This is a genomic window from Hymenobacter sp. DG01, assembly GCF_006352025.1.
GTDB lineage: Bacteria > Bacteroidota > Bacteroidia > Cytophagales > Hymenobacteraceae > Hymenobacter.
On sequence record NZ_CP040936.1, the window covers coordinates 2,820,372 to 2,834,096 of the forward strand.

At 60.3% G+C, this 13,725-nt stretch carries 16 protein-coding genes; 5 read left to right on the forward strand and 11 right to left on the reverse strand.

The annotated features are described in order from the left end of the window. Positions 1-161: 161 nt before the first annotated feature. The 4 genes from rimK to FGZ14_RS11875 all read right to left on the reverse strand — a co-directional run bounded on the left by rimK (position 162) and on the right by FGZ14_RS11875 (position 3,231). Positions 162-1,106 carry a 30S ribosomal protein S6--L-glutamate ligase gene (rimK, locus tag FGZ14_RS11860; protein WP_139924469.1) on the reverse strand — a complete coding sequence of 315 codons (945 nt, stop codon included), beginning with the start codon at positions 1,104-1,106 and terminating at the stop codon, positions 162-164. Between the two features lie 83 nt (positions 1,107-1,189). Next, on the reverse strand, positions 1,190-1,651 hold the full coding sequence (locus FGZ14_RS11865) for a RimK/LysX family protein (protein ID WP_139924470.1): 462 nt from the start codon (positions 1,649-1,651) through the stop codon (positions 1,190-1,192). 120 nt (positions 1,652-1,771) lie between these two features. Then, a complete protein-coding gene (locus tag FGZ14_RS11870; protein WP_139924471.1) occupies positions 1,772-2,902 on the reverse strand; it encodes a sorbosone dehydrogenase family protein in 1,131 nt (376 codons plus the stop codon). Between the two features lie 44 nt (positions 2,903-2,946). Continuing rightward, positions 2,947-3,231, reverse strand: coding sequence for a 2TM domain-containing protein (locus FGZ14_RS11875; protein WP_180754336.1), 285 nt, complete (start codon positions 3,229-3,231; stop codon positions 2,947-2,949). 207 nt (positions 3,232-3,438) lie between these two features. On the opposite strand from FGZ14_RS11875, the gene FGZ14_RS11880 reads away from it, so the two are divergent. Further along, complete coding sequence (locus FGZ14_RS11880; RefSeq protein ID WP_139924473.1) at positions 3,439-4,011, forward strand: O-acetyl-ADP-ribose deacetylase; 573 nt, start codon at positions 3,439-3,441, stop codon at positions 4,009-4,011. An 86-nt stretch (positions 4,012-4,097) separates the two neighbouring features. Continuing rightward, positions 4,098-4,556 (forward strand): DoxX family protein, encoded by a 459-nt coding sequence (locus FGZ14_RS11885; protein ID WP_139924474.1) that lies wholly within the window; start codon positions 4,098-4,100, stop codon positions 4,554-4,556. Positions 4,557-4,580: 24 nt separating this feature from the next. Here the strand turns inward: FGZ14_RS11885 and FGZ14_RS11890 are convergent, their stop codons facing one another. Together FGZ14_RS11890 and FGZ14_RS11895 are read right to left on the reverse strand one after the other, a co-directional pair. After that, entirely contained in the window at positions 4,581-5,372 is a 792-nt protein-coding gene (locus FGZ14_RS11890; protein ID WP_139924475.1) for an alpha/beta fold hydrolase, read from the reverse strand. Between the two features lie 404 nt (positions 5,373-5,776). Further along, on the reverse strand, positions 5,777-6,331 hold the full coding sequence (locus tag FGZ14_RS11895) for a DUF502 domain-containing protein (protein ID WP_139924476.1): 555 nt from the start codon (positions 6,329-6,331) through the stop codon (positions 5,777-5,779). A 161-nt stretch (positions 6,332-6,492) separates the two neighbouring features. On the opposite strand from FGZ14_RS11895, the gene FGZ14_RS11900 reads away from it, so the two are divergent. Both FGZ14_RS11900 and FGZ14_RS11905 read left to right on the forward strand, forming a co-directional pair. Further along, a complete protein-coding gene (locus FGZ14_RS11900) occupies positions 6,493-7,434 on the forward strand; it encodes an AraC family transcriptional regulator (protein ID WP_139924477.1) in 942 nt (313 codons plus the stop codon). A 92-nt stretch (positions 7,435-7,526) separates the two neighbouring features. Further along, positions 7,527-8,279: an SDR family NAD(P)-dependent oxidoreductase gene (locus FGZ14_RS11905; protein WP_139924478.1), complete on the forward strand. Its 753-nt coding sequence runs from the start codon at positions 7,527-7,529 to the stop codon at positions 8,277-8,279. 87 nt (positions 8,280-8,366) lie between these two features. Here the strand turns inward: FGZ14_RS11905 and FGZ14_RS11910 are convergent, their stop codons facing one another. The 4 genes from FGZ14_RS11910 to FGZ14_RS11925 form a co-directional block, all read right to left on the reverse strand. Next, positions 8,367-9,251, reverse strand: coding sequence for a 4-hydroxy-3-methylbut-2-enyl diphosphate reductase (locus FGZ14_RS11910; RefSeq protein WP_139924479.1), 885 nt, complete (start codon positions 9,249-9,251; stop codon positions 8,367-8,369). Between the two features lie 134 nt (positions 9,252-9,385). Further along, a complete protein-coding gene (gene cmk / locus FGZ14_RS11915) occupies positions 9,386-10,102 on the reverse strand; it encodes a (d)CMP kinase (RefSeq protein WP_139924480.1) in 717 nt (238 codons plus the stop codon). Positions 10,103-10,143: 41 nt separating this feature from the next. After that, positions 10,144-10,536, reverse strand: a complete 393-nt coding sequence (locus tag FGZ14_RS11920; protein WP_139924481.1) for a hypothetical protein — start codon at positions 10,534-10,536, stop codon at positions 10,144-10,146. 13 nt (positions 10,537-10,549) lie between these two features. Continuing rightward, positions 10,550-11,293, reverse strand: a complete 744-nt coding sequence (locus FGZ14_RS11925) for a hypothetical protein (RefSeq protein WP_139924482.1) — start codon at positions 11,291-11,293, stop codon at positions 10,550-10,552. A 229-nt stretch (positions 11,294-11,522) separates the two neighbouring features. On the opposite strand from FGZ14_RS11925, the gene ade reads away from it, so the two are divergent. After that, positions 11,523-13,178, forward strand: coding sequence for an adenine deaminase (gene ade / locus FGZ14_RS11930; RefSeq protein WP_139924483.1), 1,656 nt, complete (start codon positions 11,523-11,525; stop codon positions 13,176-13,178). Positions 13,179-13,265: 87 nt separating this feature from the next. Here the strand turns inward: ade and FGZ14_RS11935 are convergent, their stop codons facing one another. Further along, a complete protein-coding gene (locus FGZ14_RS11935) occupies positions 13,266-13,685 on the reverse strand; it encodes a response regulator (RefSeq protein ID WP_139924484.1) in 420 nt (139 codons plus the stop codon). Between the last annotated feature and the right edge of the window lie 40 nt (positions 13,686-13,725).

Consider the following 13,725-nt stretch of genomic DNA (forward strand, 5'->3'; position numbering starts at 1 on the left):
CACGCTCCATACAACAACGGCCGGCAGCACTTCCGTACCCGACACGAAATCGGGCGCGTCAATTATCGTTCCAAGGCTGTGAGGATCAGCTAATCGTGCGCAGCTACTACTGCCCGCCCGAGCGGGCTAGGTGGGCGGTAACAGGCGGCAGCAGAGGTGCCTTAGTCAACTGGGGTATCGGGCAGCACTTGGGGCGGTGCGGGGCTGGCGGCCGGCTTCTTGCGCTTCCGTTTGTGGGCCAGCTGCTCGGTGTACTCAATGATTTTGCCGGCAATGTTGAGGCCGGTGGCTTTTTCAATGCCTTCCAGTCCCGGCGACGAATTTACTTCCAGCACCAGGGGGCCACGCTTGCTTTGGAGCATATCTACGCCGGCAATGCCCAGGCCCAGGGCTTTGGTCGCCAGCAGGGCGGCAGCTTTTTCGGCGCGGCTCAGCTTCACGAGGGTGCCGGAGCCGCCGCGGTGCAGGTTGGAGCGGAACTCGCCTTCCTTGCCCTGGCGCTTCATGGCTCCTACTACCTCCCCGTTTACCACGAAGGCCCGCAGGTCGGCGCCTTTGCTTTCGGCAATGAACTCCTGCACGATAATGCGGGCCTTGAGGTTGTGAAACGCTTCAATCACCGACTGGGCCGCCTTAGCCGACTCGGCCAGTACCACGCCCAGACCCTGGGTGCCTTCCAGCAGCTTGATAATAACCGGGGCGCCGCCTACCTGCTGAATCATGGCCGGCACGTCGTCGGAGTAGTTGGTGAAGGCGGTTTTGGGCATGCCTACCCCGGCCCGGCTCAGAATCTGCATGGAGCGGAGCTTGTCGCGGCTGCGCACGATGGCCTGGCTTTCCACGGCCGTGCGCACCTTCATCATCTCAAACTGCCGCACCACGGCGCAGCCGTAAAACGTAACCGAGGCCCCAATGCGCGGAATAATGGCGTCGAAGCCTTCCAGCTTCTGGCCTTCATATACAATGCCGGGCTGGCCTTTTTCCAGCACCAGATTGCAATGCAAATGGTCGAGCACAACGGCCTCGTGGCCCCGCTCTTCAGCGGCTTCCACCAGGCGGGTAGTAGAATATAGCTTCGGCTCGCGCGATAGAATCGCCAGTTTCATCAGGATGCAGGGTACTTGTGAGAGAGGATAGGAGCGGAAGCGCCAGGCAAAGATAGGCGAGCCAACCGGCACGCCGGGCGGGACTACTGGGCCGCAGGCTGATTTTTATAGGATAGGTTGCGCCGGGCTACATCCACAATCAACCGCGCCTCCCGCAATAGTACTCGCCCGATTAATACGGGATATTTCATGTCGGAGCGGTCGGAGAGCGAAAATTCCGTGATAAAATCCTGCCCAAACAACCGAATGGCCGCCCGGATTACATAGCGCTCCTGCACTTCGCCGTTGGAGCTTTTGATGTCGCGCAGCCCAAACTCGTCGAACTGCATGGGCGAGCCATCGAAGTTGGGGTGAGAGGGGTCCAGCAGCTGCACATGCAGGCGCTGTCGGCCCTGGCTATCATTTTCCACCCGAATGTTGGAGCAGTGAATGGCCCCGGTATAGGCCCCGGTATCCACCTTGGCCTCTACCCCCCAAAGCTGGAACTCCGGGAAATCTACCAGCTCCCGCCGCCCTACGGTCCGCTTGGGTCCACGCTGTTTCATGTAAGTGGCAAAATGGAGAGGTGGTGAAACGGAGAGTTTGACGTTCTGCGGGCGCAATATGCGCAAGGGGCGCAGAAAGAACGTCAAACTCTCCGTTTCACCACCTCACTATCTCGCTTTCTAGCCTTTGTAGCTAATGCGGTACACGGCGTCGTTCTGGTCGTCGGATACGAGCAGGGAGCCATCGGGGAGTACTAACAGGCACACTGGGCGGCCCCAGGGCGTCTGGCCCTGCAGCCAGCCTTCGGCGAAGGTTTCGTAGCTCTTGGCCTGCTTGCCGGTGGCATCGAGGCGCACGAGGGTTATGCGGTAGCCAATTTTGTTGCTACGGTTCCAGGAGCCGTGTTCCGGAATAAAAATCTGATTGCGGTACTGGGCCGGGAATTGCTTGCCGGTGTAGAACTTCATACCCAGGGCGGCTACGTGCGGGCCCAGCTTGCGGGCGGGCTTCACGTAGGTATCCGCCGATTTGCCTTTGCCAAACTCCGGGTCGGCAATATCACCGGCAAAAAAGTACGGGAAGCCAAAGTGCTGGCCGGGGCCGGCGGCGCGGTTCAGCTCATCGGGGGGCAGGTTGTCGCCCAACTGGTCGCGGCCGTTATCCGTGAACCACAAGGCCTTGTCCTGGGGGCTCCAGTCGAAGCCGACGGTGTTGCGCACGCCGTACGCATACGTTTCCAGGCCCGAGCCATCGGCGTTCATGCGGTTGATGGTAGCGTAAATCGGCTCCTCGGGCAGACAGGTGTTGCAGGGCGCGCCCACCGGCACGTACAGCTTGCCATCGGGCCCGAAGGAAATGTAGCGGAAGCCGTGCCACTCCTTAGTGGGCAGCTTGCCATACACCACTACCGGCTTAGGCTTTTGCCGGAGGCGGGCAGCAATGTTATCAAAGCGGATAATGCGGTTGATTTCGCCCACGTACAGGGCTCCGTTGCGCACAGCTACCCCATTGGGTGCGTTCAGGCCGGTAGCTACGGTCACTACCTCATCGGCGCGGCCATCTTTGTTGCGGTCGGGCAGGGCGTACACTTTGTCGTCCTTGGTGCCCACGTACACCGTGCCATCGGGGCCCACGGCTAGCTCGCGGGCGCTTTTCACGCCTTTGGCGAAGTAGCTGATGGTGAAGCCGGCCGGCAGCTTGATTTTGCTGAGGTTAGCATCGGGGGCCGGGGCGGGCTCCGGCTTGGTGGTGGAAGAAGCCAGGGCCAGCGGAACCAGCGCGAGCAGCGGAAGGAAGTAGCGCGTTTTCATACTGCCACAAACCCCTACCCCTGCCCGAAGGTTGCACCCGGCCGTTACACCCGGTCGGCCCGCTGGCGCACCAGCCGCTCATACTCCCGCTCCGAGAGGTTGCTGCGGCTCATGTTGCCGTAGGTAGCGAAGCCCTGAATAGCTACGCCTACGCCCCAGAACACCGTTGACCAGATGGGCCAGGGCAGGGGAAAGCCAGGCCGGCCCGTCAGCAGCCAGATGGTCCAGAGCAGGGCATTCACGGTTACGTAGGTGAAAAGGTGGGATTTAAACTTGGCGCGGTCTTTTGCCATCCGCCACAGTTCCGGGTCGCGCTGAGAAGTTTCCATAGTTGAGTAGGTTTCGGGTTGTTGGATGCTCAAACGTATGATGTTCATAAATATACGCAAACCCATATCTACCCAAGCGGCTATTTTGCGGCCTGAACCCACCAAAATTGGCCCCGAACCGCTCAGCGTATTTCCGGAGGGGCGCTGTGCTCAGCCATAACGCCGTCCGCAGCCGGTGCGTTATTCCATCAAAACTCTTTGTCCTTTATGCCAGCCTCCCCTACCCCCCACTGGCGCGCCAATGCCTTGTCCTTCGGCCGCATTGTGCTCTACCGCGGCGACATCACCCGGCTGGATACCGACGCCATTGTGAATGCGGCTAATTCCAGCCTGCTGGGCGGCGGTGGGGTTGATGGGGCCATTCACCGCGCCGGCGGCCCCGAAATTCTGGCTGCCTGCCGGCAGCTACGGGCCAGCCACTACGGCAGCGGCCTGCGCACCGGCGAGGCCGTTATCACCACCGGCGGGCGCCTGCTGGCCCGGCACGTTATTCATACAGTGGGGCCGGTCTGGAACGGCGGGCACAAGCACGAGCCCGAGCTACTGGCCAGTTGCTACCGCAACAGCTTGGAGTTAGCGGCCAAGCATGGGGTAGGCAGCGTGGCCTTTCCGGGCATCAGTACCGGTATTTACGGCTACCCCAAGGAGCAGGCCGCGGCCATTGCCGTGCAGGAAGTACGCCGGTTCCTGCAGGCGCACGAGCAGCCCCGGGAGGTCGTGTTCGTGGCCTTCGGGGAAGATGATTTTCGCCTTTATGAGCAGGCGCTGGACCAGCGGTAAAGAGCCCGGGCTGGTGGCGCATTCCTGGAAATACTGTTGTATATTTAGTAAGGGTCAACCTTCTCACTTTCAGCAGCCAAACTCATATGGAACTCTCCCGCCAATTTCCGGTGGCCAACCGCCGGCCCCGCAACAGCGCCAGTAACCCTATCTGGATGGATGGGCTCCGCATCATGCTCGGGGCATTCCTGTTTATCAAGGGAATTTCTTTTCTGGATAACTCCTCTGATGTTTTTTACCTGCTCAGCCAGCAGCAAAGTATGGAAGGGCTTAAAAAAGCGTCGCTCTTCATCAGCACATTTCACATCGTGGGCGGCCTGATGATTGGTATCGGGGCCCTCACCCGGTTTGCCTTACTGCTCCAGATTCCTATTCTGGCGGGAGCCGTGCTGCTCGTGAACTTTCGCAACGGCCTGCGCCTGGATAACACGGAGCTTTGGGTTTCGATGCTGGTACTGCTGCTTTGCCTCTTCTTCCTGATTGCCGGACCGGGCCGCTTTTCCATCGACCATAAAGTTTTCCGTAACCAGCCGTCTCGCCCATAAGCGCCCTGCTTCGCGCAGGAGTCGTCAGAGCCGCAGCGTGGGGTTGCGGCGCAGGTAGGCGGCCACCTCGTAAATCAGGCCGGCGTGCCCTGCCTCCAGCATTACCGTGTGCGCCTGGTGCAAAGAGCCAATAAACTGCTGCAACCCGGCGTGCGGAATAACCCGGTCGTGGCGGCCCAGGAACAAGGTAACCGGCGTGGGCCGGCGGTTAAGCGTGGCCGCCAGTTTTTTCACTTCAAAGGTCAGATTCCGGAAGCCCACCCAACTCCGGTACACGCGCAGGCGCTTCTCGCGGCTGTCTAGCTGCCACTGGGCGAAGCGAATGAGGTTGGCATCCAGGAGGCGGCGCTGGTGCAGGGCATCGAGGAAGCGCAGCAGGCGCTGGGGGCGTAGCACGGCCCGGCCCAGCACTCCGCGCATCCACGGGGGGTAGGTTGCCAGCGCGTACCAAAACTGGCGCTGCAGCCCGTCGGGCGCAATCAGCCACACCTGTTCCACTGCCTCCGGGAAGTGCTCCGCGGCCGTCAGGGCAAATTTGGCGCCCATGCTGAAGGCCAGCAAGCTAAACCGAGTAACGCCCTGGTTTGCCAGAAACTCGCCCAGTAGTTCGGCCAGCCGCTTTTTACTCAGGGGCGCATCGGTGCGGGACAGCCGGCTGCGGCCGTGGTAAAACAGGTCGAAGGCGTACACCGTCACCTCTGGGTCCAGCACCGTTATCAGGCTTCGCCAGTGCCCCTCGCCCTGCCCGTACCCATGAAACGCCAGCACCACCCGTGGCCCCGTCCCGTATTTCTGAAAGTGCAACTGGGTTTTCATGGGGTTGGGTGATGGAGTGATGAGGTAAATAGTGACAGGTGACAGGTAAGGGGTGGTCAGGTGATGGGGTGAATTGTGATAGGTGAAGAGGTTGATGTTGGAAGGCTTTGCTCGGTTTAGGGGGGTAGGCCGGCCTACCCCCTAAACTGAGCAAAACCCTAGCGGGGCGACACCATATCGTTCAACGACGTGGTGCCGCCCCGCTGGGGTTTTACGTTGTTATGCGTACCAAGATGCTACCAAAATACCGTCCTCACGGAGCTGATGGGGAATTTTGTTGCTTCTGTGTTATCTATCCGTTTACCGCCTCATCGCCCCCTACCCCTCTTTGCCCTGTCAAACTCTTGTCAGCATTTACCTGTCACTTGTCACCCCATCACTATTTACCTCATCACCTTAAAAACTCACCCCAACCTCGATACGCCGCCGGATACGATGAATTTCATCACTTCACTGCTGGGCAGATCGAGGTAGGTGATGTTCTGGACTGGCACCAGCACCAGCTCGCCCGAGAAGTTGTAGGAGTGCGGAAAATACACCGCCAGCAAGTCGTCGCGGTGAATGGCGGCCATGGTGGGCTGCGTTACGAAACCCATTTTGAAAGTTTGCTCGGCGGCGCTCAGGCGCACCAGCACCGGCCGGTTGAACTTCTGGTTGTCGCCCACAAAGGCATCGAACAGGTCTTTCAGGCTGGAATAGATGATGCTGACCAGCGGCGTACGGTGCAGCAGCCGCTCGGTAATAATCAGGAAGGGCCGCACCAGAAACGACTTGGCCACGAACCCCACCGCCGTAATCAGCAGCACCGCTACCACCAGCCCCAGCCCCGGCACATCAAAGCTCAGCCCGGCGAACAGGTCGTCGAGCCAGCGCAGCAAGGCAAACAAAATGTACACGGTGAGCCCAATGGGGGCCACAATGAGAAAACCGCTGAGGAAGTAGTTGATGAAACGACGCATGGGCACGAAATTGAAGCGGCTGGTATAGCGGCCGCCCGGGGGCGCAAGATACCCGCACCCGCTAAAACCCGAAAGCCAGGCTACGCGCTACCTCACCGGCCCTTGCAGCCACGCGGGCCGGTGGTTTGTTGTAGCTTTGATTTTCACAACGCACGCCCTTTATGAAAGCTGCCCCCCTGGCCGAGTTCTACCACGACGTAACTGCCTGCACTGGGGCCGAGTTGAGTGCGCTGCTTCCCGATGGCATTCAGCAGGACGTTGGGCATTTTAACGTATTTGAACTGGGCCTGCCGGGGCAGTGCCTGCGCGAGAAGCCCACCGTGCCCTATGCCTGCCGGTCGTTCTACAAAATCAGTTTGCTTCGGGGCCGCAACCGCATTGACTACCCGGATAGCAGCCTCGACCTGGCCCAAAACGCCCTCATTTTCTCCACGCCTAAGGTGCCGCACTACTGGCTGCCATACAACGCCGGCCAGACGGGCTTATTCTGCGTGTTCACCCCCGAGTTTTTGCGGCCGGCCAACAGTGGGGTGGTGCTGGACGAGCTGCCGCTGTTCAAAGCCGAAGGCTACCCAGCCTTTCAGCTCTCCGATGAGCAGGAGGCCCGGGCTACCGCCATTTTTCGGCGGATGCAGGAGGAAATGGCTTCTGACTACATCTACAAATACGACTTGCTGCGCACCTACGTGCTGGAGCTGATGCACCTAGGCCAGAAGCTGCAGCCAACTACTGCCCTGCACCCTGCCTACAGCGCCGCGGCCCGGCTCACGTCGTTGTTCATTGAGCTGCTGGAGCAGCAGTTTCCGTTGGAGACGCCCCAGCAGCGGCTCCGCCTGCGCACGGCCACCGACTACGCTGACCACTTGGCTGTGCACGTCAATCACCTCAACAAAGTGCTCAAGGAAACTACTGGCCGCACCACCACCGACCTGGTAGCAACCCGCATTGCCCAGGAAGCTAAAGCCTTGCTCCGGCAAACCACTTGGACGCTGGCCGAAATTGCCGACGCCCTGGGCTTCGCCGACGTGGCTCACTTCTCCAACTTCTTCAAGCGTCAGTTGGGTGTGGCCCCCGGCGCCTTCCGGCTGCAGGCCCTGGTTTGATTTTTACATAAAACAGATTGGCATTCACAAAATGCCCGCTGGTTGTCTGGCAGACCTTTGTCGGGTTCTTATAACCCAACCATTTTCTTCTCATGACAACTTCCAAAATAGCCTTGGTGACCGGCGGCAGCCGCGGTATCGGTAAAGAAATTGCCCTTCGTCTGGCCCAGAAAGGCATTGACGTGGTCCTGACTTACCACCGCCAGCAGACGGAAGCGGCAGCCGTAGTGGCAGCTATTGAAGACCTGGGCCGCAACGCCGTGGCTCTGCAACTCAACACTGCCGACGTGCGCAGCTTCGATGCCTTCTTTGCCCAGCTGCCCGGCGTGCTGCAGGCATCTTTCGGCACCAGCCGCTTCAATTTCCTCATCAACAACGCCGGCACCGGCCTGCAGGCACCTTTCGCAGAAACCACTGAAGCCCAGTTCGACGAGATGCTGAATATTCACCTCAAGGGTGTGTATTTCCTGACTCAAAAAGCCCTACCCCTGCTCCAGAACGGGGGCCGCATCATCAACATGTCGTCGGCTACCACGCGCATTTCCTACCCCGGCGCCTCGGCCTACGGGATAATGAAAGGCGCGGTGGATGTATTCACGCGCTACCTGGCCGTGGAGCTGGGTGCGCGGGGCATCACCGCCAACGTGGTGGCCCCGGGTGCCATTTTTGGCGGCGGCGCCATGACGGACACGCCGGAAATGCGCGCCTTTGCGGCCCAAATCTCGGCCCTGGGCCGGGTGGGCCTCCCCAACGACGTAGGTGGGGTAGTAGCCTTTCTCTGCACGGAGGAGGCCAAGTGGCTTAACGGCCAGCGGCTGGAGCTAACGGGTGGCGTAAGCCTATAAGTCAGCAAGTTTGTTGTCCTTTCGCAAAAAGAGTAGCCCCGGTGCAGCTAGCTGCACCGGGGCTACTCTTTTTGCGAAAGGAAGCTGCTACGCTACGTGCTCAGCCACTTCCTCAATCCGGTTTTTCACGCGCTGCATCAGCCACATGGGTGTGCTGGTGGCCCCGCAGATACCTACCGACTCGGCGCCCTGGAACCACTCTTCGCTCAGCTCCTCCTCGTTTTCCACGAAGTAGCTGCGCTGATTGGTTTTATTGACTACCGAGAACAAGGCCTTGCCGTTGGAGCTTTTACGCCCGCTCACAAACACCACTACGTCGTGCTGCTGGGCAAACTTGGCCAGGGCCGGCTCGCGGTTGCTTACCTGCCGGCAAATGCTGTCGTTAGCATCAAAGGCTTCCAGGGAGCCCCCAGCGGCCTTAATCCGGTTTTCTATCACCTCCTTCATGTGGTAGAAGCCGGCCGTGCTCTTGGTGGTCTGGCTGAACAGGGTTACGGGGCGCGAAAAGTCCACCTGGTCCAGGTCCTGCTCCGTCATGACGATGAGGGCCTGGTTGCGGGTCTGCCCCGTCAGGCCGATGACCTCAGCGTGGCCGGGCTGTCCGTAAATCACAATCTGCCCATCCTGGCGGGTAGTGGCGTCGAAGGCGTGCTTCACGCGGTTCTGCAGCTTGAGCACCACCGGACAGGAAGCATCAATAAGTTCGATGTTATTGCGCAAAGCCAGCTCGTAGGTTTCCGGCGGCTCGCCGTGGGCCCGGATCAGCACTTTGGCGTCGTGCAGTTCCGCAAGCTGCTCCCTATCAATAATGCGCAGGCCTAGGGCGTGCAGGCGCTCTACCTCCATGCGGTTGTGCACAATGTCGCCGAGGCAGTACAGGGTTTCCTGGTTTCCCAGCTCATCCTCGGCCATCTGAATGGCGAACTCAACGCCGAAACAATAGCCGGAATTCTTATCAATGGTGACGTTCATGGGCTCTTATAGTATGACGGCGAGGCTCCATAAAAGCCGGGTCGTCGGCGCGGGATTCGCTTCCCGCAAATCCGATACCTCTATTTCTCTACAACAACTTTGCCGCACTTTTGCTCCGGGCGGCCGCTTACTTCTTATTTCTGTTCGTTGCCCTGCCAGCCGGCCGCGGCCAGCGAAAACAGCGTGGCCGAAACGCGCTCCAGCACGAAATCTACCTGCTCATCAATCATCATGTGGGTGGTATCGAGCAGCACGGCATCGGAGGCGCGGCGCAGGGGGCTTTCGGCGCGGGTAGAATCCAGGTGGTCGCGCTTGCGCAGGTTTTCCACAATGTCTTCCACCGGTACGTGCTCCTGCTTCAGGGCCAGCTCTTCCTGGCGGCGCAGGGCGCGCGTGAGCACGTCGGCCGTCATAAAGATTTTCACTTCCGCATCGGGGAAAACGGTGGTACCAATGTCGCGGCCGTCCATTACTACCCCCCGCTTGCGGCCCATGCGCTGCTGCTGGGCCACCATAGCGTGGCGCACGGCCGGAATTACTGATACTTCGCTCACGGAGTTGGAAATGCGCATCTGCCGGATTTCGTCTTCCCGGATTACTCCATCGAGGCACAGCTCGTTGCGGCCGGTTTTGCGGTTGCGCTTGAAGGTGATGTGCATCTCCTGCAGCGCCTGCTCAATGCGGGGCAGGTCGTCGAAGGGAATGCCGTGCTCCAGCAGATACAGCGTTACGCCCCGGTACATGGCTCCGCTATCAATATAGGCGTAGCCCAGCTCCGCGGCCACGGCCTTGGCCGTGGTACTTTTGCCACAGGAAGAGTAGCCGTCGATGGCAATGACGATTTTTCTCATGGCGAGGTCGGGGCTAGGCTCAAGCAAACTAAAGGGGCTCACTAAATCCAGGATTTACGGCCCGGCTTAGCAGCCAGGCGCTCGGGTACACCCGCGAAGAAGGCAGCAACGGACTGGGTCTCGCCCTTGGCCAGCTGCTCGCTTACGCGGTAAAATGGGTTGAAAAACGAGGTTTGGTTGATGCCTACCCCCGTGGTGCCGTCGGGGCCCTGGGCCCAGGTACCGCCGTAGGTTTCTACCAGGCACTGGCCCAGAAAGCACCCCAAAGCGGTAATAACGCCCTGCCGGTCGGTTTCTTTCAGGGTAGGCCGCTGCCCTTCAATAAACTCGGCCAGCAGCTGCACGGCGGCCGCATCAAACTGGTTGACGTGCAGCTGCTGGCGCACGGCTTCGGCAGCGGCTACCAGGGAGGCAAGCGGGTTCTGATCGGGCATAAGGGCGCGGAGCTTAACGGAAGATGGTACTGGCAGCCTCGTAGCTGACCTGTCCTATTTCGCGTTTGAAAATGTAGGAATAGATAACGCGCTTAAAATCATCCAACCCCACGTAGCCGGCCGACAGCTGTTGACACAGGGCCGGATAATCGATAAAAAGCCGGGCCGTAGCAGGACCAAACGCGTCGGACGAGCCAGGTACTACGTACAGGCTGGTATCGGCGGGGGTCCGCAGCAGCCAAGTGGTCATCAGGGTTTTGCCGCTGCCGCCCCCGTACATCATGCCGCCGGCACCCTGCATAGGGAGGTTATTGGTTATCACCAGCCGCTCGTGCTCCAGCACTTGCACGTTGCCGCTCAGCTTCACCCGGCAGAAATCAGGCTGGGCCGAAAGCAACGTCTCCTTGGCGTCCAGATGCCGGAAGTGGCGCACCACAATCAGCGAATCCGCGCCAATCACTACGCTTTTAAGAGCAGCGGGGGCCAGGTTGAGGGGCGCGGTCTGCTTACCCTGATCCACCTGCAGTAGGTTGCGCTGCTCATCGCGCCATATACGGATGCTGCCCGCGTGCCGCTGTCCATCCAGGGTGGTATAATGGCCAGGCCGGAACTTACCGGCGCTGGCCTTTTCCAGCAGCCCGATAGAGCGGTCCTGAGCCTGCGCACCGAGGGCTACTCCTAGCGCAACAACGAGCAGCAGCCAGCATAGCGCAACCCGCCAGGGCCGGAACTGTGCTTCCGGGTTAATGACTTTCACAGGGACAGGGAAGTTTACCGAATTTAGCTTTCCGCTTCATGGAGGCAGTTTTCTTCTGCTGAGGGGTGCGGGCAGCGCAGCCTGTGGTGAGCAGGCCGGACCCCCCAAGCAGGGCAGCCAGTAGCAAAGTCACAATCTTTCTCACGGCGCGGATTTTCGGCAAATATACGGTTCTTTACCCGTTAGCCGCCCTCCGGCTCCACAATTCACCGCGCTTCGTGCCTTGCCTATGTCCGCCGATTTTCAGCTGCTCGCCAACGTCATTGACCTGTTTCAGAACACAATACTACCCGCTACCGTGCACGTAACCGCCGGCCGCGTGCAGCGCATTGAGCCTACCGTCGCCTCTGCTCCGGACCCAGCCCTGCCCTACGCGCTGCCAGGTTTCGTGGATGCTCACGTGCACGTGGAAAGCTCCCTGCTGGTGCCCTCGGAGTTTGCCCGGCTGGCGGTGGTGCACGGCACGGTAGCTACCGTTTCGGACCCCCACGAAATAGGCAACGTGCTGGGCGTGGCAGGGGTGAAGTACATGCTGGAGAGCGGCCGGCAGGTGCCGTTCAAGTTCTGCTTCGGGGCACCTTCCTGCGTGCCGGCTACCCCCTTCGAAACGGCCGGGGCCGAAATAACCGCCGCCGACATTGAGCAGCTGTTCCAGGAGCACCCCGAAATCGGCTACCTAGCCGAAATGATGAACTGGCCCGGCGTGCTCAACCGCGACGAGCTGGTGATGGAGAAAATTCGGCTGGCCCAGCAGTACGGCCGCCCCGTAGATGGGCACGCGCCCGGTCTGCGCGGCCCCGATGCCCAACGCTACGCCGAGGCCGGTATCAGCACCGACCATGAGTGCTTTACGGCCGAAGAAGCCCTGGACAAGCTGGCGGTGGGCATGAAGATTCTGGTGCGGGAAGGCTCGGCGGCTCGCAACTTCGATGCCCTGATTGATTTGCTACCCCAGCACTACGAGCAGATGATGTTCTGCTCCGACGACAAGCACCCCGATACGCTTGTGCTGGGCCACATCAACCAGCTGGTGCAGCGCGCCGTGGCCCGCGGCCAGGAGGTGCTGAAAGTGCTGCGCGTGGCCTGCCGCAACCCCGTAGAGCACTACCGGCTGCCGGTAGGCTTGCTGCAACCCGGCGACCCGGCCGACTTCATCGTGGTCAACAACCTCACCGATTTCAGGGTGCAGCAGACTTACCTCAATGGCGAGCTAGTAGCCGAAAACGGCCAAACGCTGATTCCGGCGGTGCCGGTGGACGTTGTCAACAACTTTAACACCAATCCCGTGCAGCCCGCCGACTTCCGGCTGCCCGCCCCACAGTCGGCCGCTACCATTCGGGTAATGGAGTGCTTCGATGGGCAGCTCATTACGGCCCGCCACGACGTGCCGGCCCGCGTGGAAAACGGCGTGGTAGTGCCCGATTTGGCCCAGGACATACTGAAGCTGACGGTAGTAAACCGCTACCACGCGGCCCCGCCGGCCGTGTCCTTTATTCAGGGTTTCGGCCTGAAGCGCGGGGCCCTGGCCAGCAGCGTCGGCCACGACTCGCACAACATCACGGCCGTAGGCTGCGACGATGAGAGCCTGGCCCGGGCCGTGAACCTAGTTATTGAAGCGCGCGGGGGCCTGGCTGCCGTGTCGCCCGATGGGCAGGAAATGCTGCTCCCCCTGCCCGTAGCCGGCCTGATGTCAAACCAGGAGGGCTACCATGTAGCCGAAGCCTACGCCGCCGTCGATGCCCTAGCCAAACAGCTGGGCTCTCCGCTCCAGGCTCCCTTCATGACGCTTTCCTTTATGGCCCTGCTGGTTATTCCCAGCCTCAAGCTCAGCGACAAGGGCCTGTTCGATGGGGAAGCCTTCCGGTTCGTGGAGGCGGTAGTATAACCTCCCCCACCCTACCCCCTCCGGAACCACAAAAGCCCGGCGCTACGCAGCGCCGGGCTTTTCTATGGTACTGATGAAGCAGATTTGCTAGGCTGCTACGAAGCGCTTCTGCATCAGCTTTTGCATCTTTTCTTCGGTCAGGGGCTTGGCCAGATACTCCACGCCTTCGTACTGCGCTACCCGCGCCGTGTCGGCGGCGTGCATGGAGGTAGTCAGCACGGCCATCACCGTCTTTTCCCGCACGGCTTCGGGCAGGGCGCTGTAGAGTTTCAGGAACTCGAAGCCATCCATACCGGGCATTTTCAGATCCACAAACACCAGCTCAGGGGCCTCGGTGGTAGGCTGCTCGCCTTTCTCGCCGCCCCAGATGTGCTGGTAGGCCTGCTCAGCTTTGGAAAAGGTATGCACCTGCTCGGCCACGTCGAGGCGGCTGAGCAACCGGTTATTGAGGAAACTGGTGGTTTCGTTGTCGTCCACCAATACCACGCTGCGCAACTTTTTAGACATGGGTTCTGGGTTTAGTAAGCTTGTATGAAACGGATAGGCG

Coding starts and splice junctions, on each gene's coding strand:
- rimK (WP_139924469.1), bottom strand. CDS start 1,106: ATGAAACTGGCGATTCTATCGCGCGAGCCGAAGCTATATTCTACTACC.
- FGZ14_RS11865 (WP_139924470.1), bottom strand. CDS start 1,651: ATGAAACAGCGTGGACCCAAGCGGACCGTAGGGCGGCGGGAGCTGGTA.
- FGZ14_RS11870 (WP_139924471.1), bottom strand. CDS start 2,902: ATGAAAACGCGCTACTTCCTTCCGCTGCTCGCGCTGGTTCCGCTGGCC.
- FGZ14_RS11875 (WP_180754336.1), bottom strand. CDS start 3,231: ATGGAAACTTCTCAGCGCGACCCGGAACTGTGGCGGATGGCAAAAGAC.
- FGZ14_RS11880 (WP_139924473.1), top strand. CDS start 3,439: ATGCCAGCCTCCCCTACCCCCCACTGGCGCGCCAATGCCTTGTCCTTC.
- FGZ14_RS11885 (WP_139924474.1), top strand. CDS start 4,098: ATGGAACTCTCCCGCCAATTTCCGGTGGCCAACCGCCGGCCCCGCAAC.
- FGZ14_RS11890 (WP_139924475.1), bottom strand. CDS start 5,372: ATGAAAACCCAGTTGCACTTTCAGAAATACGGGACGGGGCCACGGGTG.
- FGZ14_RS11895 (WP_139924476.1), bottom strand. CDS start 6,331: ATGCGTCGTTTCATCAACTACTTCCTCAGCGGTTTTCTCATTGTGGCC.
- FGZ14_RS11900 (WP_139924477.1), top strand. CDS start 6,493: ATGAAAGCTGCCCCCCTGGCCGAGTTCTACCACGACGTAACTGCCTGC.
- FGZ14_RS11905 (WP_139924478.1), top strand. CDS start 7,527: ATGACAACTTCCAAAATAGCCTTGGTGACCGGCGGCAGCCGCGGTATC.
- FGZ14_RS11910 (WP_139924479.1), bottom strand. CDS start 9,251: ATGAACGTCACCATTGATAAGAATTCCGGCTATTGTTTCGGCGTTGAG.
- cmk (WP_139924480.1), bottom strand. CDS start 10,102: ATGAGAAAAATCGTCATTGCCATCGACGGCTACTCTTCCTGTGGCAAA.
- FGZ14_RS11920 (WP_139924481.1), bottom strand. CDS start 10,536: ATGCCCGATCAGAACCCGCTTGCCTCCCTGGTAGCCGCTGCCGAAGCC.
- ade (WP_139924483.1), top strand. CDS start 11,523: ATGTCCGCCGATTTTCAGCTGCTCGCCAACGTCATTGACCTGTTTCAG.
- FGZ14_RS11935 (WP_139924484.1), bottom strand. CDS start 13,685: ATGTCTAAAAAGTTGCGCAGCGTGGTATTGGTGGACGACAACGAAACC.